The 21,769-nt window shown below is 67.1% G+C and carries 18 protein-coding genes and 1 riboswitch; of the genes, 16 read left to right on the top strand and 2 right to left on the bottom strand.

Annotated features, from left to right (window positions below; translation table 11 throughout):
• Nucleotides 1-13 precede the first annotated feature (13 nt).
• Nucleotides 14-1,477, bottom strand: coding sequence for a cobyric acid synthase (locus C2134_RS13515; RefSeq protein WP_103320717.1), 1,464 nt, complete (start codon nt 1,475-1,477; stop codon nt 14-16).
• 132 nt (nt 1,478-1,609) lie between these two features.
• On the opposite strand from C2134_RS13515, the gene cbiB reads away from it, so the two are divergent.
• From cbiB to C2134_RS13450, 13 genes are all read left to right on the top strand, one after another.
• Nucleotides 1,610-2,548 carry an adenosylcobinamide-phosphate synthase CbiB gene (gene cbiB, locus C2134_RS13510; RefSeq protein ID WP_103320702.1) on the top strand — a complete coding sequence of 313 codons (939 nt, stop codon included), beginning with the start codon at nt 1,610-1,612 and terminating at the stop codon, nt 2,546-2,548.
• Nucleotides 2,541-3,527, top strand: a complete 987-nt coding sequence (cobD, locus tag C2134_RS13505; RefSeq protein ID WP_103320701.1) for a threonine-phosphate decarboxylase CobD — start codon at nt 2,541-2,543, stop codon at nt 3,525-3,527. The genes cbiB and cobD overlap by 8 nt, the downstream gene beginning before the upstream one ends.
• Before the next feature lie 42 nt (nt 3,528-3,569).
• Nucleotides 3,570-3,752, top strand: a riboswitch (cobalamin riboswitch).
• Nucleotides 3,753-3,862: 110 nt separating this feature from the next.
• Nucleotides 3,863-4,909, top strand: coding sequence for a HoxN/HupN/NixA family nickel/cobalt transporter (locus tag C2134_RS13500; RefSeq protein ID WP_103320700.1), 1,047 nt, complete (start codon nt 3,863-3,865; stop codon nt 4,907-4,909).
• Complete coding sequence (locus tag C2134_RS13495) at nt 4,906-5,235, top strand: (2Fe-2S) ferredoxin domain-containing protein (protein ID WP_103320699.1); 330 nt, start codon at nt 4,906-4,908, stop codon at nt 5,233-5,235. The genes C2134_RS13500 and C2134_RS13495 overlap by 4 nt, the downstream gene beginning before the upstream one ends.
• Nucleotides 5,232-9,350, top strand: coding sequence for a cobaltochelatase subunit CobN (locus tag C2134_RS13490; RefSeq protein ID WP_103320698.1), 4,119 nt, complete (start codon nt 5,232-5,234; stop codon nt 9,348-9,350). Before C2134_RS13495 ends, C2134_RS13490 begins: the two co-directional genes overlap by 4 nt.
• On the top strand, nt 9,347-11,263 hold the full coding sequence (locus tag C2134_RS13485) for a putative cobaltochelatase (RefSeq protein ID WP_103320697.1): 1,917 nt from the start codon (nt 9,347-9,349) through the stop codon (nt 11,261-11,263). The genes C2134_RS13490 and C2134_RS13485 overlap by 4 nt, the downstream gene beginning before the upstream one ends.
• Before the next feature lies 1 nt (nt 11,264).
• Complete coding sequence (cobA, locus tag C2134_RS13480) at nt 11,265-12,026, top strand: uroporphyrinogen-III C-methyltransferase (protein ID WP_103320696.1); 762 nt, start codon at nt 11,265-11,267, stop codon at nt 12,024-12,026.
• Nucleotides 12,023-12,724, top strand: coding sequence for a cobalt-precorrin-7 (C(5))-methyltransferase (locus C2134_RS13475; protein WP_103320695.1), 702 nt, complete (start codon nt 12,023-12,025; stop codon nt 12,722-12,724). The genes cobA and C2134_RS13475 overlap by 4 nt, the downstream gene beginning before the upstream one ends.
• Nucleotides 12,721-14,286, top strand: coding sequence for a precorrin-8X methylmutase (locus tag C2134_RS13470; RefSeq protein ID WP_103320694.1), 1,566 nt, complete (start codon nt 12,721-12,723; stop codon nt 14,284-14,286). Before C2134_RS13475 ends, C2134_RS13470 begins: the two co-directional genes overlap by 4 nt.
• Nucleotides 14,283-15,416, top strand: a complete 1,134-nt coding sequence (gene cbiD, locus C2134_RS13465) for a cobalt-precorrin-5B (C(1))-methyltransferase CbiD (RefSeq protein ID WP_103320693.1) — start codon at nt 14,283-14,285, stop codon at nt 15,414-15,416. The genes C2134_RS13470 and cbiD overlap by 4 nt, the downstream gene beginning before the upstream one ends.
• On the top strand, nt 15,413-16,141 hold the full coding sequence (gene cobI, locus C2134_RS13460; protein WP_103320692.1) for a precorrin-2 C(20)-methyltransferase: 729 nt from the start codon (nt 15,413-15,415) through the stop codon (nt 16,139-16,141). Before cbiD ends, cobI begins: the two co-directional genes overlap by 4 nt.
• On the top strand, nt 16,138-16,941 hold the full coding sequence (cobM, locus tag C2134_RS13455; RefSeq protein ID WP_103320691.1) for a precorrin-4 C(11)-methyltransferase: 804 nt from the start codon (nt 16,138-16,140) through the stop codon (nt 16,939-16,941). The genes cobI and cobM overlap by 4 nt, the downstream gene beginning before the upstream one ends.
• Nucleotides 16,938-17,681, top strand: a complete 744-nt coding sequence (locus tag C2134_RS13450; RefSeq protein WP_103320690.1) for a cobalamin biosynthesis protein — start codon at nt 16,938-16,940, stop codon at nt 17,679-17,681. Before cobM ends, C2134_RS13450 begins: the two co-directional genes overlap by 4 nt.
• 75 nt (nt 17,682-17,756) lie before the next feature.
• Here the strand turns inward: C2134_RS13450 and C2134_RS21260 are convergent, their stop codons facing one another.
• Nucleotides 17,757-18,218 (bottom strand): hypothetical protein, encoded by a 462-nt coding sequence (locus C2134_RS21260; RefSeq protein ID WP_146042160.1) that lies wholly within the window; start codon nt 18,216-18,218, stop codon nt 17,757-17,759.
• 235 nt (nt 18,219-18,453) lie between these two features.
• Between C2134_RS21260 and cobJ the strand changes: the two genes are divergently transcribed.
• From cobJ to C2134_RS13435, 3 genes are all read left to right on the top strand, one after another.
• Entirely contained in the window at nt 18,454-19,998 is a 1,545-nt protein-coding gene (gene cobJ / locus C2134_RS13445) for a precorrin-3B C(17)-methyltransferase (RefSeq protein WP_103320689.1), read from the top strand.
• Nucleotides 19,995-21,101: a CobW family GTP-binding protein gene (locus C2134_RS13440; protein ID WP_103320688.1), complete on the top strand. Its 1,107-nt coding sequence runs from the start codon at nt 19,995-19,997 to the stop codon at nt 21,099-21,101. Before cobJ ends, C2134_RS13440 begins: the two co-directional genes overlap by 4 nt.
• Nucleotides 21,102-21,104: 3 nt before the next feature.
• Nucleotides 21,105-21,769, top strand: a 665-nt coding sequence (locus tag C2134_RS13435; protein WP_233196446.1) for an ABC transporter ATP-binding protein, incomplete at its 3' end; no start/stop codon positions are given.

The following is a 21,769-nucleotide window of genomic DNA, read 5'->3' as shown; positions in this document are numbered from 1 at the left end:
CACCGGCATAAATTTAAGACCCTCCATGCATGACAGGCCCCAGGTCCAAATGCTTCTCCAACATATCCGCCAGCTTGTCGATATTGGCCTCGCGCAGCGCCGGGTAGTCCAGCGCCTCCGGCTCCGACTGCCCCGCCCAGCGCAGGATAGCCTGGCAGGCGGCGGACTCGTCGAACATGCCGTGCAGATAGGTGGCGAATATCTGGTCGTCTTCCGAGCGCGCGCCGTCAGCAGAGCCATCGTCAAAGCGCACCGCGGGCCTGGCCAAGGCCGGCCCCCGGCTTACCCCCATGTGGATTTCGTAGCCGACCGCCTCGGCGTCGTCCAATGTCAGCCGGCCGCGCATTCGCGTCAGCCGTTTCTCTGGCTCCAGCGTGGTTTCCAAGTCCAGCCAGCCCAGGCCGTCGCCGCTGCCCGGCACGCCTTCCAGCCCATCCGGATCATGCAGCTTCTTGCCCAGCATCTGCAGGCCGCCGCAAATGCCCAGCACTTTGCCGCCGTAGCGCAGGTGGCGGCGCAGCGCCTCCTCCCAGCCCTGCGCGCGAAGCCAGGCCAGGTCCGCCCGCACGCTCTTGCTGCCGGGCAAGATGATCAAGTCAGCCGGCGGGATGGGCTGGCCGGCGCGCACCAGAGCGAACTCCACCTGCGGGTGCAGGCGCAGCGGGTCGAAATCGGTGTGGTTGCTGATGCGCGGCATCGCTGGCGCGATCACGCGCAGCTTGTCGCCGCCACCCGATGCGCCGCCAGGCTTGTCCAGCCCCATGCTGTCCTCGGCCTCCAGATGCAGGTCGTACAGATACGGCAGCACGCCCAGCACCGGCTTGCCGGTGTGATTCTCCAGCCAGTCGACGCCGGTTTTGAGCAAGGATGGATCGCCGCGGAAGCGGTTGATCACCAGCCCGACGACACGCGCGCGCTCGGATTCGGACAGCAACGCCAGCGTGCCGGCCAGATGGGCGAACACGCCGCCGCGCTCGATATCGGCCACCAAAATCACCGGGCAGTCAACCGCCTCGGCGAAACCCATATTGGCGATGTCGCCGTCGCGCAGATTGATCTCGGCCGGGCTGCCAGCGCCCTCTGCGACGATGTACTGGTACTGCGCGGCCAACCGCGCATGCGACTCCAGCACCGCCCGCATCGCCACCGGCTTGTAACCATGGTAGCCGCGCGCCTCCATATTGCCGATGGCGCGCCCCTGAATGATGACCTGGGAACCGGTATGGCTATTGGGCTTCAGCAACACAGGATTCATGTCGGTATGCGGCTCCACGCCGCAGGCCTGGGCCTGCACCGCCTGTGAGCGGCCAATCTCGCCGCCGTCCGCCGTTACGGCGCTGTTGAGCGCCATGTTTTGCGGCTTGAACGGCGCCACCCTAAAGCCGCGCCGGGCCAGCAGCCGGCACAGGCCGGTGGCCAAAGCGCTCTTGCCGGCATCGGAGGTAGCCCCCTGGATCATGATGGTTTTGGCGGTCATGGCGATCTCCCTGCGCATGGATGGCCGACAAGGCTTAGAATGTCGGCTTGATTCATTCCGGCCGCCCAAAGCGCCCAATGTTTGCATGTTGGATATTGCAGACGGCGGCCGGCCATTATATAGGGCTGCGAGTTGAATTCCGCATTGTTTCTGCCATTGGCGCTGCTGCTGGATCGCCTGTTGGGCGAGCCGCCGCGTTGGCATCCTCTGGTCGGCTTTGGCCGGCTGGTCAAAGCCATGGAGCGGCTGGCCTACCCCGCACAGTCTGATGCCGAGCCGATCTGGCGCATGCGGCTGCGCGGCGCCGTAGCCATCGCTCTGCTGATTCTGCCATTGACCCTGCTGGCTTGGGCGCTGGCTGAACAAGCACTGCTGAGTATCGTCGCACCGATTATCCTGCTGTACCTAGCCGTCGGCGCGCAGAGCCTGGGACAACACGCCAAGAGAGTGCAACAGGCGCTGGCTGATGGCGACCTGCAGCTCGCCCGCGAACGGGTGGGCTGGATAGTCAGCCGCGACACCAGCGAACTGGACGAAGCCGGTGTGGCGCGCGCGACGATTGAGTCGGTGCTGGAAAATGGTAGCGACGCCATCTTCGCCGCGCTGTTCTGGTTCCTGGTTCTGGGCGCCCCCGGCGCGGTGCTGTACCGGCTGTCCAACACGCTGGACGCGATGTGGGGCTACAAGAATGAACGCTATCTGCATTTCGGCTGGGCGGCCGCGCGTTTCGACGACGTATTGAACTATGTCCCGGCGCGATTGACCGCCCTCACCTATCTGCTGCTAGGCAACGCCGCCGACGGCTGGCGCTGCTGGCGTACCCAGGCGCCGACCTGGTACAGCCCCAACGCCGGCCCGGTGATGGCCGCCGGCGCCGGCGCGCTGGGCGTCAGCCTGGGCGGCGGCGCGCGCTATCACGGCCAATGGAAGGAGCGCCCGCCATTGGGCTGCGGCCCCGCTCCGACCCAGGCGGACATCGGCCGCGCCGTACGGCTGGTCCAGCGGGGCATGTGGCTATGGGCAGCGCTGTCGCTGACGACCGCCATCTTGATCGGAGCGACCCATGCTTGAACACGGAGGCGGCCTGCTGCGCGCGGCCGCGGAATACGGCATTCCGCCTGGAGACTGGTTGGACCTTTCCACCGGCGTAAACCCCAATGGCTGGCCAGTGCCGCCGCTGTCGCCAGACAGTTGGCTGCGCCTGCCGCAAAACCATGACGGGTTGGAGGCGGCGGCGGCGGAATATTATGGATGCGGGCAATTGCTGGCAGTAGCAGGCTCTCAACCCGCTATCCAGCTGCTGCCGCGGCTACGCGCGCCCTGCCGAGTCGGCATGCTTGCTCTGTGCTACGCCGAACATCCTTATCACTGGCAGAAGCGTGGCCACAACGTGGAGCGATTCGCGCCAGATGCGCTGGCTGCCGGGGTCGAGCAATTGGACGTGGTGCAACTCTGCAATCCCAACAATCCCACCGGCGACCGATTTGATCCCTTACTACTGGAAAACTGGCGGCAATGCTTAGCCGCCAGAGGGGGCTGGCTAGTCGTGGATGAAGCGTTTATCGACACTTCGCCCGAATACAGCATGCTGCCCCACATCGGCAAGCCAGGACTGATTGTGCTGCGATCGGTTGGCAAGTTTTTTGGGCTCGCAGGCGCGCGCGCCGGATTCGTGTTTGCCTGGCAAGAACTGCTGCGCGCGCTGGCGGAGGAGTTGGGACCATGGAATATGGCGGGCCCCACGCGGGAGGCCGTTAAGCTGGCGCTGCGAGACGCGGAATGGCAACACGCCATGCGCGGCAAGTTACAGCGTGACTGCGCCCGGCTTAAGCGCTGCCTTGAGAGGCATGGCTTGGCCCCAGCCGGCGGGTGCGAGCTTTTCCAGTGGGTGCCAGGTGACAGCGGCCTGTCGATTCACCGCTACCTAGCTGGCCGCGGCATTCTCACCCGTTATTTCGAGTCTCCTGCCAGCCTGCGCTTCGGTTTGCCCAAGGACGACTCGGACTGGATACGATTGGAACAGGCGCTGGCGGATTGGGGCTTACAGTAATCCATAATCTCGATGTTCACAGCTTTGTTTTTGTCACGTATCATCCAGTCCAACTATGACGGTGCCCCTTGAGGGTGAAACGGGAACGCGGTGCGATACCGCGGCTGCCCCCGCAACTGTAAGCGCAGAGCCCACGCCTGACGCCACTGGCCTTAACCGGCCGGGAAGGCGGCGACCGGGCCGCGACGCGCAAGCCAGGAGACCGGCCGTCGAACGTGTCGACGCAAGCAAAACCGGGCGGGGTGTACCGGGGGATACGCACAAGCTCCGGTCATAGATAGCAGACGGAATGATGTGCCCTCGCTTGCGCGACGAGTATCGTCTACGAGGGCACCATGCATCCATCCACCACGCTGTCCGCGGGCCGCCGTCTGGCGCGCCACGCTCCCATTCTCGCCGGGCTGATCCTTGCCAACCTGCTGGCCTGGGCCTGGGCGCTCACCGCCTTCTCCGATCATCCCGCCCAGCTCGCCACCGCCCTGCTCGCTTATCTGTTCGGCCTGCGCCATGCGGTGGACGCCGACCATATCGCCGCTATCGACAACACCGTACGCAAGCTGATGCAGGAAGGCCGCCACCCTTCGGCGGTGGGGCTGTTCTTTTCCATCGGCCACTCGGCGGTGGTCGTCATCGCCGTCGCGCTGATCGTGTTCGCCGCCAGCGCGCTGCAAAGCCGCGTCACCGGCTTCAAGGAGATAGGCGGCGTCATCGGCACCAGCGTGTCGGCCTTCTTCCTGCTGACCCTGGCCCTGATCAACCTGTCGTCCCTGCGCGCGGTGTGGGGGGCCTTCCGCCGCGCCCGCGCCGGCGAAGCCATCTGCGATGAACAATTGAATCTGCTGTTGAACAACCGCGGCCTGATCGCGCGCCTGCTGCGCCCGCTGTTCAAGATGGTGAGCAAGAGCTGGCACATGCTGCCCATCGGCTTTTTATTCGGCCTCGGCTTCGACACCGCCACCGAAATCGGCCTGTTCGCCATCGCCACCTCGCAAAGCGCCCACGGCGTGGCGCTGTGGCACATCATGGTATTCCCGGTGCTGTTCGCTGCCGGCATGGCGCTGGTGGACACGCTGGACAGCATGATGATGGTGGAAGTGTACGGCTGGGCCTTCATCAATCCGGTGCGCAAGCTCTGGTACAACCTGACCATTACCTTCGTCTCGGTCGTGGTCGCCGTCGGCATAGGCGGGCTGGAAGGCCTGGGCCTGCTGGTAGACAAGCTGCAGCTGACCGGCGCTTTCTGGGACTGGATCGCCGCGCTCAACGACAATCTGGCCCATTTCGGCTATTTCGTGGTCGGCGTGTTCCTGTTCACCTGGCTCGCTTCCGCCGCCATCTACAAGTGGAAGCGCTTCGACCAACTGGTCCCGGAGGCGCAATGAGAACGCACGACAAACACGTGCTGATGTGCACCGGCTCACGCTGCACCCCTGACGGCGAGGGCTCGGAAGCGATGTTTCTGCACCTGGGCCGCACGATAGACGCCTGCGAAGGCCTGCGCGCCAAACGCACCCGCAGCCACTGCTTCGCCGTGTGCAAGGAGGGTCCGGTGATGGTGGTGTACCCGGACGGCGTCTGGTATCGCAAAGTCAGCGAAGCCGACGTCGAGCGCATCGTCTGCCAGCATCTGCGCGATGGCTCGCCTGTCGAAGAATTAATCTTCCATAAAACCGGCATCGGCGACATCGCCCCGGAGACCCAGGCATGAGCGCCAAAATTGCCTTGTTAAGTCATGCCGGCACCGACCTCGCCGCGCTGTCGCGCGCGCGCTGGCCTGAGGATTTCCCCGCGGTCGCCGGCATCGCGCTGCAAAGCCTGGCCGACGAGGCGGCGATGCAGGCGCTGCTGGACGGCCAGCTTGCCAGCGCCCGCGCTATCGTGCTGCGCGTGCTGGGCCGCGCCGACGCGATACCCGGCCTGGAGCGGCTACTGGCCCACGCCCGCCGGCTGCAGGCTGCGGTCATCGTGGTCAGCGGCACCGGCGAGCCGGACCCGGAATTGCAAGCGCTATGCAGCGCGCCGGTATCGCTGCAGCAGGATGTCCACGCCTATCTGCAGGCAGGCGGCAGCGCCAACTTGGGCGAGATGATGCGCTGCCTGGCCGACCGGCTGCTGCTGACCGGCTTCGGCTACCTGAGCCCGCAGCCGCTGCCAGAGCACGGCGTCTACCACCCGGAGCTGGCTGCGCCCTGCTCGCTCGACGACTGGCTTGGCATCCGCAACCCGGACTGGCCGACCGTGGGCCTGTGCTTCTACCGCGCCCATTGGTTGTCCGGCAACACCCGCTTCATCGACCTGCTGGTGGATTGCCTGGCCGAACGCGGCGTCAACGCGCTGCCGGTGTTCACCTCGTCCTTGCGGACCATCGCTCAAGACGGGTTGCCGGCGGCGCTGGCGCTATTGGCCGACCCGCGCGCCCAGGTGTCCTTGCTGATCAATACAACCTCGTTCGCGATGGGCGACATCAACAACGACGGCCCCACCCAACCTGGCTGGGCGGTGGAGGCGTCGGACCAGCTGGACCTGCCGGTGCTGCAGGCGATCACCAGCAGCATGACCCGCGAACAGTGGGAAGCGTCCGACCGCGGCTTCAACCCGCTGGACACCGCGATGAATGTGGCGCTGCCGGAATTCGACGGCCGCATCATCGGCGTGCCGCTGAGCTTCAAGCAGCCGGCGGAAGCCGGCCAGGCCGAGCAATACGCGCCCTTGCCTGACCGCGCCCGCCGCCTGGCCGGCATCGCCGCCCGGCTGGCGCGGCTGCGCCATGTGCCCAATGCCGACAAGCGCATCGCCTTCATCTTCACCAACTCCAACAGCAAGGCCTCACAGATAGGCAACGCGGTGGGGCTGGACTCGCCGGCATCTCTCTATGCGATGCTGCGCGGCATGCAGACGCGCGGCTACCAAATGGCGGAGCTGCCGCCAGACAGCGACGCGCTGATGCACGAGCTGATAGACCGCGGCGCTTACGACCAGGACTATCTGAGCGCCGAGCAGATGCGGAACGCCGCCGCCCGCGTGCCGGCCAAGCGCTACCAGGCCTGGTTCGACGAGCTGCCCGACGCGCTGCGCGACAAGATGCTGCAACGCTGGGGCCAGCCGCCGGGCGGCGCCTACGTCGACGGCGACGAACTGGTATTTTCCGGCCTGGATTACGGCAATGTCTTCGTCGCGCTGCAGCCGCCGCGCGGCTACGGCATGGACCCGGACGCCATCTACCACACCCCGGACCTGCCGCCCACCCACCACTACTACGCGCTGTACCGCTGGCTGCGCGACGACTGGCGAGCCGACGCCATCGTCCACGTCGGCAAGCACGGCACGCTGGAATGGCTGCCGGGCAAGGGCGTGGGCCTGTCGCAGAACTGCTTCCCGGACGCGCTGCTGGGCGACATGCCTCTGTTCTACCCCTTCATCGTCAACGATCCGGGCGAAGGCTCGCAAGCCAAGCGCCGCGGCCACGCGGTGATCATCGACCACCTGACGCCGACGATGACCACCGCCGACAGCTACGGCCCGCTGGCGCAGCTGACCCAGCTGGTGGACGAGTACTACCAGGTGGAGCTGCTGGACCCAAACAAACTGCCGCTGCTGCAGCAGCAGATCTGGGACCTGATCAAGGAAGCCAAGCTCGACACCGACCTGGCGGCGATGCTGAAGCACGACCATGACCACGATCACGGGCATGAGCACGAGCATCATCACGATCACGACCATGGCCACGATCATCCGCATGGCGGCCATCAGCGCGCGCCCGCCGCCGTCCACGGCAAGTACCGGCCGCAGGCAGCCAAGCCGGCGGCCGCGATGAAGCCGGCGACGGCCGCTGCGGCGAAATACCGCCCGGCCAAGGCCGCGCACGGCCACGACCATGGTCGCCATCATCACCATCATGGCGACCACGGCCATCACCATGACCACCATCACGATCATCACGGCCACGACCACCACGACCATGACCACGACTGGGACGACACGCTGAACGAAGACGGCGTGCCGCTGAGCCTGGCCAAGATGGACGGCGTCGACGTCGCCCACCTGATCGAAGACATAGACGGCTATCTGTGCGAGCTGGGCGCGGCGCAGATCCGCGACGGCCTGCACGTGCTGGGCAACGCGCCGCAGGGCGAGGCGCTGGTCGACATGCTGCTGGCGCTGACCCGGCTGCCCAATCTGGCCATACCCGGCCTGCCGGCCAGCGTCGCGGCGGCCTGCGGGGGCGATTGGGTCCTATGGCAGCAAGACCAGGGCAAGCGCCTTTCCGAGACGCCAGCCGCCTTGCAGGCATTGGCCGGCCAGCCGCTGGTCACCCGCGCCGACGCGCACGACGCGGTAATGAAACTATCGCGCGCGCTGATCGCCGAGCTGGCCGCGCGCGGCTACCACGCCGCAGCCATCCCGGCCGCTGTCGAAAACATCCTGCCCGGCGTCGAGCCGAACGCCGATCTGGAACGGGTGCTGAACTTCATCTGCGACCAGCTGTGTCTCAAGCTCGCCCGCACCGCCGAAGAGATAGACAACCTGTTGCGCGGCCTGGAAGGCGGCTATGTGCCGGCCGGCCCCAGCGGCGCGCCGACGCGCGGCATGGCCCACATCCTGCCCACCGGCCGCAATTTCTACTCGGTGGACCCGCGCAGCCTGCCGTCGCAAGCCGCTTGGCGCATAGGCGACGGCCTGGCGCGCGAGATGCTGGCCCGCCATCTGAAGGAAACCGGCCAATATCCGGAATCGGTGGCCATCAGCGTGTGGGGCACCAGCGCGATGCGCACCCACGGCGACGACATCGCCGAAATCCTGTCGCTGCTCGGCGTCAAGCCGCGCTGGCAGCAGGAAAGCCGCCGCGTGCAGGGCCTGGAAGTGATCCCCTTGGCCGAGCTGGACCGGCCGCGCATCGACGTCACCGTGCGCATCAGCGGCTTCTTCCGCGACGCCTTCCCGCACCTGATTGCGCTGGTAGACGAGGCGGTGCACACCGTGGCGCGGCTGGACGAGCCGGCGGAGCAGAACTTCCTGCGCAAGCACTACCTGGCCGACCTGAAGAACGAACTCTTAGGCAAGCTGCCCGACTCCGACGCGCAATCGCTGTACCGCGTGTTCGGCGCCAAACCGGGCAGCTACGGCGCCGGCATCCTGCCGCTGATCAACGAGCAGAACTGGCAGAACGACGCCGATTTCGCCACCGCCTACGTCAACTGGGGCGGCTACGCCTACGGCCGCGAGGCCAACGGCGCCGACGCCCGCGACGCGCTGCGCCATCGGCTGGCGGGCGTGGAAGTCGCCCTGCACAACCAGGACAACCGCGAACACGACATCTTCGACAGCGACGACTACCTGCAATACCACGGCGGGATGATCGCGACGATACGCAGCCTCAGCGGCCACCAGCCGCGCGCCTTCTTCGGCGACAGCCACAATCCGGAGCTGCCTGCCGTGCGCGGTCTGAAAGAGGAAGTGCTGCGGGTGTTCCGCTCGCGGGTGGCCAACCCGAAGTGGATCGCTGGCATCCAGAAGCACGGCTACAAGGGCGCGCTGGAGCTGACCGCCACCGTCGATTACCTGTTCGGCTACGACGCCACCGCCCAGGTGGTGGACGACTGGGTCTATGAACAACTGGCGCAAAGCTACGCGCTGGACCCGGCGATGCAGCAGTTCTTCGCCGACAGCAACCCGTGGGCGCTGAACGCCATCACCGACCGCCTGCTGGAAGCCGCGCAGCGCCAACTGTGGGCGGAGCCGGACCCGGACACGCTGGCCGCCCTGCAACAGCTGCATCTGGATAGCGAAGCGCTGCTGGAAGCGCGCGGAGAGAACAAAGCATGAGTCCGATCTACCCCTTCGCCGCCATCGTCGGCCAAGAGCAACTGAAGCAGGCGCTGCTGATCTGCGCGGTGGACCCCACCGTCGGCGGCGTGCTGGTGCGCGGCGACAAGGGCAGCGCCAAGAGCACCGCCGCGCGCGGCCTGGCCGCCGTGCTGCCGGCGATACGCCGGGCGACCGGTTGCGGCTACAACTGCGAGCCCGACCATCCGCTGCCGCTGTGCCCGGTGTGCTCCGGCGACGCGCGCGCGCTGCATGACGGCCCGGTGCCCTTCATCAACCTGCCGCTGGGCGCCACCGAGGACCGCGTGCTGGGCAGCCTGGACTTCGAAAAGGCGCTGCAGGGCGGCAAGCAGGCGTTCAAGCCCGGCCTGTTGGCGGCGGCCCACCGCGGCATGCTCTACATCGACGAAGTGAATCTGCTGGCCGACCACCTGGTGGACGTGCTGCTGGACGCCGCCGCGATGGGCGTCAACACCGTCGAGCGCGAGGGCCTGGCGGTCAGCCACCCGGCGCGGGTGACGTTGCTGGGCACGATGAACCAGGAGGAAGGCGATCTGCGGCCGCAGTTGCTGGACCGCTTCGGCCTGATGGTGGACGTGGCCGCGCCGCGCGAGCCCGCCCTGCGCGCCGAGGTGGTGCGCCGCCGCCTGGCCTTCGAGGCCGACCCAGCCGGCTTCGCCGCCCAATGGCAAACCGACAGCGAAGCGCTGCGCGCCAACATCGCCGCCGCGCGCGCGCTGCTGCCGCAAACCCGGCTCAGCGATAGCCTGTTCCACTTCGTCAGCGAGCTCTGCTGCGAATTCGACGTCAGCAGCCTGCGCGCCGACATCGTGCTGAACAAGGCCGCCCGTGCGCTGGCCGCGCTGGACGGCCGCGCCGACGCCAGCGCCGAAGACATCCGCGACGCCGCCCGGCTGGTGCTGCCGCACCGCCGCCGCCGCAAACCGTTCGAGCAAAGCGGGCTGGACCAGGACAAGCTGGAGCAGATGACGCGGCAGGCGTCCAACCCGCCCCCTCCGCCGCCTCCTTCTCCGCAGGAACAGAATCACACCCAGCCGCCGCCGGACGCCGACGGCGAGCAGGAGCCGAATCCTGCCAGCCATGGTTCGGAACAAATCTTCGCCGCCGCGCCGGCCGGCGACATCGCCCGCATCCGCGTCCAGGCGCCCTCGTCCGGCGATGCGGCCGGCCGCCGCAGCGACGGCGCCAGCCGCCAGCGCGGCCATTACGTGCGCGCAGAGGCCAATCCGCAGCCGGCCCAGCTGGCGGTGGACGCCACGCTGCGCCACGCGATCTTGCGCGATCCGGATCACTTCGCCGTCACCCGCGCCGACCTGCACGACAAGGTCCGCGTCGCCAAGCAGGGCAACCTGATCCTGCTGGTCGTCGACGCGTCCGGATCGATGGCCGCCCGCCAGCGGATGGAGCAGGTCAAGGGCACGGTGCTGAGCCTGCTGGAAGACGCCTACCGCCGCCGCGACCAAGTGGCGCTGATCGCCTTCCGCGGCCAGCAGGCCGAACTGCTGCTGCCGCCGTGCAACCGCGTCGAACAGGCCGAGCTGGCATTGCGCGAGCTGCCCACCGGCGGCCGCACGCCGCTGGCGCACGCGCTGGCGCTGGCCGCCGACACGCTGTCCCGCCAGTTAGGCGGCCCGGCCCCACTGCTGGTGATCCTGAGCGACGGCCGCGCCAATGTGGCGCTGGATGGCGACGGCGACCCGTGGCGGCAGGCGCTGGACCTGGCCGGCCAGCTGGCCGGCGTGCCGGCGCTGGTGCTGGACACCGAGCAGGACTTCGTCCGCCTGGGCCGCGCCCGCGAGCTGGCCGAGGCGCTGGGCGCGGAATACCTGGCTTGCGACGCCCTCACCGGCGAGCAGCTGACATTGACGATTCAACAAAGACTGGGCCGCTGAGATGACGGGCAAGGTTTACCTGATAGGCGCCGGCCCCGGCGACCTGGACATGCTGACGCTGAAGGCCGCGCGCTGCCTGCAACTGGCCGATGTGGCGCTAGTCGACGATCTGGTCCATCCGGACATCCGAACGATGTTGCGGCCGGACGCCAAAATCGTGCCGGTAGGCAAGCGCGGCGGCTGCCCGTCGACACCGCAGGCGGCCATCGAGCAGCGGATGATAGACGAGGCCCGCGCCGGCAAGACGGTGGCGCGCCTCAAGGGCGGCGACCCCTTCGTCTTCGGCCGCGGCGGCGAGGAAATGCTGACGCTGCAAGCGGCTGGCGTCGAGGTGGAAATCGTCAACGGCCTCAGCGCCGGCCTGGCGGTGCCAGCCACGCTGGGCATCCCGCTGACCCATCGCCATTTCGTCCACGGCGTTTGTTTCGTCTCCGGCCACCCGCACCAGGACGGCGACGAGCCCAACTGGCAGGCGCTGGCGCAAAGCGGCATGACGCTGGTGATCTATATGGGCGTCAAACGGCTGCCCTGGATCCGCGCCGAACTGCTGCGCCACGGCCTGAAACCCGACACCCCGGCGGCGGCGATTGAAAACGGCACGCTGCCGCAGCAGCGCCAAGTGCTGAGCACGCTGGACACGCTGGAACAAGACATGCACGCGGCCGGCATCCACAGCCCGGCGCTGATCGTCATCGGACCGACGGTGGCGCTGGCGTCCTGTAGTCCGTCCGCCGCCAATGAAACAAGCAAGGAATACGCATGATCATCTGCATAGGCGCCGGCCCCGGCGACATCGGCTACCTGCCGCAGCGCTCGGCCCAACTGATACGCGAGGCCGACGTGGTGGCTGGCTTCAACGCGGTGGTGGACGTGGTCCGCCCGCTGATCCCGGACAGCGCCGAAGTGATCCAGATGGGCTACCGCGACCAGGTGGCCCAGCTGGACATCGTCGCCGAGCGCCACCATGCCGGCAAAAAGTGCGTGGTGGTGTTCATGGGCGACATCCACTTCAGCGGCTTCCAGTACCTGGAGCGGGTGGAGCGCGCCTGCGGCCACCCGGTGGAAACGATACCCGGCATCTCGTCGGCGCAGATCCTGGCCTCGCGCGGCAAGGTGTGCTTCGACGAAACCAGCTTCATCACCTTCCACCGCCGCGGCGACCTGACCCCGTTCAAGCGCCACCTGGTTCACGTGCTTCAAGACGGCCGCAACGCCATCGTGATCCCTTGCCCCTGGGACGAGGCGCGCTCCTTCATGCCCTGGCACATCGCCACCTACCTGCTGGAAAACGACATCCCAGCCGGCCAGCCGGTGGAAGTATGGGAAAACCTGACCCGTAACGAGGCGGAATGGCGCGGCACGCTGGCCGAGTGCGCAGCGCAGCGCTTCTCCGACATGAGCATCATGCTGATCCGCACGCTCGCGCCGATGGACAGCCAGATCGAGCCGCCCCACAAATGAGCGCGCAAGACTACGCCATCGTATTGGCCGGCCACGGCAGCCGCGACCCGGACGGGGTCAACGAGTTCATGCAGCTGGTGGACGCGCTGAAGGCGCGCGCCGGCGTGCGCCCCGTCGCCCACGGTTTTCTGGAGTTCGCCCACCCGACCATAGACGAGGCAGTTGACCAGGTGATCGCCGCTGGCGCCAAGACGGTGGTGATGGTGCCCGGCGTGCTCTTGGCCGCCACCCATGCCAAGAACGACATGCCCAGCGAGCTATTGGCGCTGCAGCAGGCGCATCCCGGCATCGCTTTTCACTTCGGCGCGGCGCTGGACCTCCATCCGCGGCTGCTGGCGCTGTGCCGCCAGCGCATCGTCGAGGCCGAGGCCGCGTCGCCGCAGACCATCTCGCGCAATGACGCCTGTCTGGTCGTCGTCGGCCGCGGCACCTCGGACCCGGACGCCAATTCCGAAATCTCCAAGCTCGCGCGGATACTGGAAGAAGGCCTGGGCTTCGCCGCCTCCTTCGTCTGCTATTCCGGCACCGCCAAACCGCTGGTGGCCGATGGCCTGCGCGCCGCCGCCATGCTGGGCTACCGCCGCATCGTGGTGCTGCCCTACTTCCTGTTCGACGGCGTGCTGGTCAAGCGCATCTACGGCGCGGCGGCGGACCTGGCGGCGCGCCATCCGGAAATCGAGGTGCTGAGCGCCGGCTACCTGGGCCCGGATGCCCAAGTGGCCGAGGTGTTCCTGGAACGAGCGCAGGAAGGCGTGGAAGGCCGCGCGGCGATGAACTGCGCGCTATGCAAGTACCGGGTGCAGATCGTCGGCTTCGAGCAGCAGGTGGGCGAGCCGCAGCGCGGCCACCACGGCAAGGTGCGCGGCCTGCTGGAGCGCGAGCCTGCCGCCAATCAGCCGCCGGCCTGGAAACGCTACACCCCGCATCCTATCGAAGCCGAAAGCATGCGCATCATAGCCGAAGGCCGCGACTGGTCGGCCTTCCCAACCGAACAGCGCACCGCGCTGATGCGGCTGGTGCACACCACCGGCGATTTCAACAGCGTGGACGATCTGTTTTTCTCGGCCGGCGCCTGCGAAACCGGCATGCGCGCGCTGCTGCGCTGCCGCCGCGTGGTCACCGACGTCACCATGGTGGAAACCGGCCTCAAGCGCGAGGTGCTGCGCCAGCTGGAAGTGGAAACCTGGTGCGGCGTGCACGACGAGGAAACCCGGCTCTTGGCCGAAGCCAGCGGCCTCACCCGCTCCGCCGCCGGCATCCGCCGGGCGTGGCAGAAATTCGGCAACGACTGCGTGGTGGCGATAGGCGACGCGCCGACCGCGATCCGCGAAGTGGTGCGGCTGGTGCGCGAGCACGGCTGGCGGCCGCAGTTGGTCGTCGGCCTGCCGGTGGGCTTCGTCGGCACCCGCGAATGCAAGGAAGAGCTGCGCGCGCTGCTGCAAGTGCCGCGCATCACCAACCGCGGCACCCGCGGCGGCTCGCCGTGGGCGGCCACCGTGGTCAACGCGCTGATGATAGACGCGATCGAACACGTCCATCAGCAACAGCAACGGGAAGAATGAGCCCGGTGCGTCAGCCCTACGACCTCGCCGCCCCCGCGCCCAACGGCATGCGCCGCGGCCGCACCACCGGCAGCTGCGCCACCGCCGCCGTCAAGGCGGCGCTGATGCTGTTGCTGGACGGCGTGGACGCCGACGAGGTCTTCATCAGCCTGCCGGACCCGGACTTTTACCTGGAGGTGCCGGTAGAACGCGTGGCCTGGCTGGACGAAAACACCGTACGCGCCGAAGTGCTGAAGTACGCCGGCGACGACCCCGACAACACCGACGGCGCGACGATCTTCGCCGAGGTGAAGTTGAACCACACCGGCGCGCTGCGCTTCCTGGCCGCGCCCGGCGTCGGCATGGTCACCCAGCCCGGCCTGCGCATCCCGCCCGGCGAGCCGGCGATCAACCCGGTGCCGCGGCAAATGATGCGGATGGCGGTGGACGAAGTGTTGGCCGGCCGGCCCGACCCCGGCATCGACCTGGCGATAGGCTGCGTCGACGGCGACAAGATCGCCAAGCGCACCTTCAACCCGATGCTGGGCATCGTCGGCGGCATCTCGATCCTGGGCACCAGCGGCATCGTCGAGCCGATGTCGCAGGCGGCGTGGATCGCATCGATCGAGGTCTATGTGCGGGTGGCGCTGGGCGAGCTGCCGACTGCCATCGCCTTCACCCCCGGCAAGATAGGCCGCGGCTACGCCGCCGACACGCTGGGGCTGGAAAAAAAGCAGGTGGTGCAGATCGCCAACTTCGTCGGCGACTCGCTGGACTTCGCCGAGTCGGTGCTGATCGAACAGGGCCGCATCCTCAACACGCTGTGGGTGCTGGGCCACCCCGGCAAGATCGCCAAGCTGCTGGACGGCGTGTGGGACACCCACTCCGGCAAGAGCGGCATGGCGATGGACGCCGTCGCCGGCGTCGCCGCCGACCTGGGCCATGCGCCCGAACTGGTGGCGCAAATCAAACAAGCGAATACCGTGGAGAACGTAGTGCAGATCATGAGCAGCCAGCCGGACGCGCGCGGCTACTGGATGGAGATAGAACGCCGCACCGCGGCGCGGATGGCGGCCAAGGTGCCCAGCGTGCGGCAGGTGGCGGTACGGCTGTTCAGCATGGACGGCACGCCGCTGGGAGAAGCCGCATGAAGCTGGGCAAGCTCATAGGCATAGGCGTGGGGCCGGGACCGGCCGGCTTGATTCCGGTGGCGGCGCTGGCCGCGCTGCGCGAGGCTGACATCGTCTACCTGCCGCGCGCCACCTCCAGCGACACCTCCGTCGCCCGGCAATGCCTGGCCGGACTGGCGCTGGACGAAAGCCGCTTTTGCGAAATCGAGTTCGAAATGAATCCGGACCGCGGCGCGCTGTCGCGCCATTACGGCGCGCTGGCCGAGCGACTGGCCGCCGAACTGAAAACCGGCCGGAACGTCGCCTACCTGACCATAGGCGATTCGATGACGTATTCCACTTATGGCTACCTGCTGGCGGCGCTGCGCGAAATGTTGCCGCAGCTGGAGACGCAGACCTTCCCCGGCGTCACCAGCTTCGCCGCCACCGCGTCGGCGCTGTCCTGGCCGCTGGGCGAAGGCAAGGAACGCATGCTGATCCTGCCCTGTCCCGACGATATGGGAACGCTGCGCGCCGACATCGAAGCCAACGACATCGTGGTGCTGATGAAGATAGGCAAGCGGCTGCCCGACGTGCTGGCGCTGCTGAACGAGATGGGCATCGCCCAGCTGTGCGCCTTCGCCCGCCGCATCGGCCTGCCCGGGGAAGTGCTGTGCGCCGACGCCTCGCAATTGACGGCCGACGCCAGCGGCTACCTCGCCACCATGCTGGTCCGCAAGACAGCCAGAGAAAGACGCCATTCATGAAAGTGTATTTCATCGGCGCCGGCCCCGGCGCCGCCGACCTGATCACCTTGCGCGGCAGCCGCCTGTTGGGCGCCGCCCCCATGGTGCTGTACGCCGGCTCGCTGGTGCCGGCCGAAATGCTCAGCCACTGCCGCCCGGACGCCGAAATCCACGACACCGCCGAGCTGAACCTGGACCAGCAGGAAGCGCTGTACCGCCGCGCCCAGGCCGAGGACAAAGACGTGGCGCGGCTGCACTCCGGCGACCCGGCCATCTACGGTGCCACCAACGAACAGATGCGCCGGCTGGAAGCGCTGGGCATCAAATATGAGGTCGTCCCCGGCGTGTCCTCGTTCACCGCCGCCGCCGCCGCATTGGGCAGCGAACTGACCCGGCCCGAGGTGTCGCAATCCATCATCCTCACCCGCACCAGCGGCCGCGCCAGCGCGGTGCCGGAGACGGAATCCATCGCCAGCTTTGCATCCCACCGCGCGACGATGTGCATCTTCCTATCCGGCCAGCGGCTGAAACAGACCGTCGTCGACCTGTCGCTGCACTACCCGCCCAGCACCCCGGTGGCGCTGGTGCGCCGCGCCAGCTGGCCGGACCAATCCGTCCACCGCTCCACGCTGGGCAAGATGCTGTCCGAGGTGAAGCAGAAAGACTGGCTGCTGACCACGCTGCTGTTGGTGGGCGAGGCGCTGTCGCGCGAAGGCGGCGTCGAATCCAGCCTGTACGCGGCCGGCTTCACCCACATCTTCCGCGACGGCGACGAGCGCAAGACCAAGCGGGCCAGCCGCCAGAAAGAAAACCAGGCATGAGCCGCGCCGTGTGGCTGGTGCGCGCCGAGGCGCTGCCCTTGGGCCGGAAGCTAGCGGCGGCGCTGGACGCCCGGCTGTACCAGCCATGGCTGCAGTCCGGCGCCAGCGGCCGCGAGCAATTCCGCGCCGCCTTCCACGCGCACAGCCACTGGGTGCTGGTGATGGCCAGCGGCATCGCCGTGCGCTACCTGGACGGCCTGCCGCAAAGCAAATACAGCGACCCGGCGGTGGTGGTGATGGACGAAGCCGCCCGCTTCGCCATCCCGCTGTTGTCCGGCCACGAAGGCGGCGCCAATGACCTCGCTTATGAAACCGCGCGGCTGACCGGCGCGGTGCCGGCCGTCACCACCGCGACAGAAGCGATCAAGCCGCTGACGCTGGGAATCGGCTGCCGCCGCGGCAAAAGCGCCGAAGCCATCGAACAAGCGGTATTGCAGGCCTTGGCCGGCCGACCGCTGTCCGAGGTGCGCGAAGCGGCGACCATAGACCTGAAGGCCGACGAAGAAGGCCTGTTGGCATTCTGCGCCCGTCACGCGCTGCCGCTGCGCGTCATCGCCCGCGAAGACGTCGCCGCCCGCGGCTGGACCGGCACGCCGTCGGACTGGGTGCGCCGGAACGTCGGCGTGGACGGCGTGTGCGAGCCCTGCGCGCTGATCGCCAGCCCGCGGGGGAGGCTGATCATACCCAAGATGGCATTGGATGGGGTGACGGTGGCGATAGTGGAGGATGGGCCGTGGTAGGACGGAAGCTCCAAGGAATTGTTCCGCCTTTCCCGCGGATAACGCATATAAAACCATATCAGCAATTATCTGCGATTAATCAGACAGCCTTACTGTTTTACTCACAACTTGCATTGCACACTTTCTCTGCCCATGCTCATCTTTTATTGCCTCACAAGAAACAAGCAAGGGGTAAGCCTGCGTGTAGTTTGATTCAACTAGCTTCTGGGGATTTTTAATTTTCTGAAAACAAAGCTCTCCCCTATACGTGGAGTAAACCACTTCCGAAACAGCTGGATAATCATAAACTTCATTTATGACTTCTTGCATGAGTGCACGCAACCAAACATTATCCGATGTTGCCATTGGCACTTTTGCCAAAAGATCTTCTTTTTTAATTCCTTTATTTTTAGAATATATAGCTTCACTTGCAACACCTACCGATGCTTGTAGCCCAACTGGAAATGGACATGACTCAACAGCACTAGCAAAGTTACTAACCAAGCATGCTGAAATAAAAATTGAAAATGAGATTATGTAGTCTCCAGAAAAAACCATGATCCGCTCTCAGATTATTATACGAAGCTTACAATACCACACCAAGAGCATGAGAATCATGCTCGTATACGTTTTATTGCTAAATAAGATCTCGAACAGCCATGCGTCTTCATTCCAATACACATAAGTAAGTGAAACTGAAGCAAGCCCCTTCCCTCTGACGATGACAAAAATCGGCGGAAGCCCCGACCCCGCCGAGGCTTCCGCCCTACGCAACAAATGGATAACTGACAGAATGACCGGCAAACTCTACCTCGTCTCGGTCGGCCCCGGCCGCGCCGAACTGATCCCCGACCTCGCCCGCCAGGCGCTGGCCGCGAGCGACGTGATCGTCTCCTACGACCTCTACCTGACCTGGGTGCAGCCGTGGATCGCCGGCAAGGACATCCGCACCCTGCCGCTGACCCAGGAGCGCGAACGCGCGCAGCTGGCGCTGGAAGAAGCCCGCGCCGGCAAGACCGTGGCCCTGCTGTCCAGCGGCGACATCGGCGTCTACGCGATGGCCACATTGGCTTACGAGGACATGCGCGAGGACGATGTGTTCGACGTGCAACTGATCCCCGGCATCACCTCGGCCAACTCCTGCGCGTCGCTGCTCGGCGCGCCGCTGTCGCACGATTTCGCCACGCTGAGCCTGTCAGACCTGCTGTGCCCGTGGGAGTGGATCGAAACCCGCGCCCGCCACATCGCCCAGGCCGACCTGGCGGTGGTGTTCTACAACGTGCAAAGCCGCCAGCGCCAGGAAGGCGTGTACCGCATCCTGGACATCATGCTGGAGCACAAAAAGCCGGAGACGCTGTGCGGCATCGTCCGCAACGCCTACCGCGAGGACCAGGCTGTGGAGATCGTCACCCTGGCCGAACTACGCACCCGCCGCTTCGACATGCTGACCAGCATCGTCATCGGCAACCGCTTCACCCGCCGCAAACGCGAGTGGATGTTCACCCCGCGCGGCTACTTCAACTGGGCGGGCACCAGCGACACGGTGAAAGCTGACGTGCAGCCCGCCGGCGCGGCCTGGGTGTTTTCCGGCACCAGCGACGGCAACGCGCTGTCCCGCGCCATCGCCGAAACCGGCCGCGCGGTGGTGGTCAGCAGCGCCAGCGACTACGGCAACGAGCAGGCGCAGCAGGCCGTGCCCGGCGTCGCCACCGTCAGCGGCCGGCTGGGCGTGGAGCGCCGCCGCGAGCTGCTGTCCGGCAGCCAGGCTTCGGCCATCGTCGACGCCACCCACCCCTACGCCAGCGAGATGTCGCAGCAGTTGATGGCGCTGGCCGAGGAGCTCGCCCTGCCCTATCTGCGCTACGAACGGCCGGCCAGCGCAAGCGCGCATCCCGTCATCCGCTGCGCCGACAGCGACGCGGCCGCCAGGCTGGCGATGGCGAAGGGCAGCCGCATCTTCCTCGCCACCGGCAGCAAGGAACTGCACCGCTTCCTCGCCGCCGACGCGGAGCAGAAGCATCAATGGTTCGTGCGGCTGGCGCCTGACCCGCAGCATTTGCAGCGGGCGTTGGACCTGGGCATTCCGCGCTCACGCGTCTGCGCGATGCAAGGCCCGTTCTCGCAAGCCGCCAACGAGGCGCTGTGGCGCGACTGGGGCATAGACTGCGTGATCAGCAAAGACGGCGGCGAGGCAGGCGGCTTCGACGCCAAGGCCGCGGCCGCCGCCGCGCTGGGCATCCCGTTCATCGTCATCGACCGCCCGCAACTGGACTATCCGCAAGCCTTCGGCGACTTCACCTCGCTGCTGGCGGCCCTGCCCAAGGGAGAACAAGCATGAGCGCGCCGCGCCTTCCCGTCACCGTGCTGACCGGCTTCCTCGGCGCCGGCAAGACCACGCTGCTGTCCAAGCTGCTGGAAAACAATAAGCAGCGCCGGCTGGCCATCCTGGTCAACGAGTTCGGCGAGGTGTCGATAGACGGCGGCCTGCTGCGCGACGCCGACGCCGGCGGCGTGGAAATCCACGACCTCGCCAACGGCCTGGTGGCCTACGACGACGACGCCGACTTCCTGCCCACCATGCTGGCGCTGTGGCAGCGCCGCCAGCAGATCGACCACGTGCTGATCGAAACCTCCGGCCTCGCCCTGCCCAGCGCGGTGATGGCGCAGCTGCAAAGCGAGGCGCTGGCGCCTTATTTCGTGCTGGACGCCACGCTGGCGGTGGTCGACACCCCGCTGCTGCTGGCCGGCCACTTCGCCCCGGCCGGAGACGGCGGCGAGGCCGACGCGGTGGCGGCGCTGTTCGACCAGCAGCTGGGCCACGCCGACATCGTGGTGCTGAACAAGATAGACGCGCTGTCCGCCGACCAACTGCTGGCTGCGGAAGAAAGCGTGCGCAAGCAGGCGCCGTCGATCCGCTTCATCGAGCTGGCCTATGAAGCCAAGCTGGACACCCGGCTGACGCTGGGCTTGCATCTGCACGAGGCCTCGCCGGCCGCGCACCGCCATTACGGCCCGGTGGCCAGCATGCCGGGGCTGGCGATGCGGCCGCTGGCCAACCAGGCCTTGCTGGACGGCCACAGCCACGGCGGCCAGGCCGCGCACAGCCACGGCCTGGCTACCCACAAGCATTTCCACGAGCAGGACCCGGGTTGGCAATCGTTCATGATCCGCAGCAAGGAGCCGCAAAACGCAGATAAGCTGGCAGCGGCGCTGGAGGCCATCGCCCGCGAGGAGCCGCTGCTCAGGATCAAGGGCTTCGCCGCCTGCGCCGCAGGCCCCGGCCGGCTGCTGGCCCAGGGCGTGCGCAGCCGCATCGAGCTGAGCCGCGACGAAGCGCTGGCCGCGCCGCGCCAGGCGCAGTTGGTGTTCATCGGCTACCACCCCAGCCGCCCGCGCGTGGTGGCCTTGCTGCGCGACATCACCGGCGCGCACTGGAGCTAGCCGGTGAGCGCATTGGAACTATGCGGCCTGGATTGGTCGCCCGACGCCGCGACCGCGCCTGAGGCCAGGCTGCTGCGCGGCATCGCGCTGACCGTCCGGCCCGGCGAGTTCGTCGGCGTCATCGGCCCCAACGGCAGCGGCAAAACCAGCACGCTGCGCTGCGCCTTCCGCTTCAACAAGCCGCTGGCCGGCGAAGCCAAACTCGACGGCGCCGATATCTGGGGCCAGTCCGCCGCTTCCTTCGCCCGCCGCGTCGCGGTGGTGCTGCAGGAATTTCCGGAAGACTTCGGCCTGACCGTGCGCGAGGTGGCCGATATGGGCCGCATTCCGCATCAGTCGCTGCTGCGCGGCGGCAGCGCCGCCGACCACGCCATCGTCGACGACGCGCTGGCCCAGGTGGGCCTGGCGGCGCAGCAACACCAGCCTTTCGCCACCCTGTCCGGCGGCGAAAAGCAGCGCGCGCTGCTGGCGCGGGCGCTGGCGCAGCGGCCGGAGCTGCTGATCCTGGACGAACCGACCAACCACCTCGACCTGCGCCACCAGCTGTCGCTGCTGCGCCTGGTGCGCCGGCTGGGCATCGCCGCCGTCGCCACCCTGCACGATCTGAACCTGGCCGCCGCCTTCTGCCACAGGCTGTACGCGCTGAAGGCCGGCCGCGTCGTCGCCAA

Origin of the sequence: Chromobacterium sinusclupearum, from assembly GCF_002902845.1 — a bacterium.
Lineage (GTDB): Bacteria > Pseudomonadota > Gammaproteobacteria > Burkholderiales > Chromobacteriaceae > Chromobacterium > Chromobacterium sinusclupearum.
Note: the sequence above shows the minus strand (reverse complement) of the source record. Positions and strands in the feature narration are given on the sequence as shown.

Bases quoted from the DNA above. Each gene is read 5' to 3' on its own strand.
- cobD (WP_103320701.1), top strand. From the start codon at position 2,541: ATGCTTGAACACGGAGGCGGCCTGCTGCGCGCGGCCGCGGAATACGGC.
- C2134_RS13495 (WP_103320699.1), top strand. From the start codon at position 4,906: ATGAGAACGCACGACAAACACGTGCTGATGTGCACCGGCTCACGCTGC.
- cobA (WP_103320696.1), top strand. From the start codon at position 11,265: ATGACGGGCAAGGTTTACCTGATAGGCGCCGGCCCCGGCGACCTGGAC.
- C2134_RS21260 (WP_146042160.1), bottom strand. From the start codon at position 18,218: ATGGTTTTTTCTGGAGACTACATAATCTCATTTTCAATTTTTATTTCA.
- C2134_RS13470 (WP_103320694.1), top strand. From the start codon at position 12,721: ATGAGCGCGCAAGACTACGCCATCGTATTGGCCGGCCACGGCAGCCGC.
- cobM (WP_103320691.1), top strand. From the start codon at position 16,138: ATGAAAGTGTATTTCATCGGCGCCGGCCCCGGCGCCGCCGACCTGATC.
- cobI (WP_103320692.1), top strand. From the start codon at position 15,413: ATGAAGCTGGGCAAGCTCATAGGCATAGGCGTGGGGCCGGGACCGGCC.
- cobJ (WP_103320689.1), top strand. From the start codon at position 18,454: ATGACCGGCAAACTCTACCTCGTCTCGGTCGGCCCCGGCCGCGCCGAA.
- C2134_RS13515 (WP_103320717.1), bottom strand. From the start codon at position 1,477: ATGACCGCCAAAACCATCATGATCCAGGGGGCTACCTCCGATGCCGGC.
- C2134_RS13475 (WP_103320695.1), top strand. From the start codon at position 12,023: ATGATCATCTGCATAGGCGCCGGCCCCGGCGACATCGGCTACCTGCCG.
- C2134_RS13500 (WP_103320700.1), top strand. From the start codon at position 3,863: ATGCATCCATCCACCACGCTGTCCGCGGGCCGCCGTCTGGCGCGCCAC.
- cbiD (WP_103320693.1), top strand. From the start codon at position 14,283: ATGAGCCCGGTGCGTCAGCCCTACGACCTCGCCGCCCCCGCGCCCAAC.
- C2134_RS13485 (WP_103320697.1), top strand. From the start codon at position 9,347: ATGAGTCCGATCTACCCCTTCGCCGCCATCGTCGGCCAAGAGCAACTG.
- C2134_RS13490 (WP_103320698.1), top strand. From the start codon at position 5,232: ATGAGCGCCAAAATTGCCTTGTTAAGTCATGCCGGCACCGACCTCGCC.
- C2134_RS13440 (WP_103320688.1), top strand. From the start codon at position 19,995: ATGAGCGCGCCGCGCCTTCCCGTCACCGTGCTGACCGGCTTCCTCGGC.
- C2134_RS13450 (WP_103320690.1), top strand. From the start codon at position 16,938: ATGAGCCGCGCCGTGTGGCTGGTGCGCGCCGAGGCGCTGCCCTTGGGC.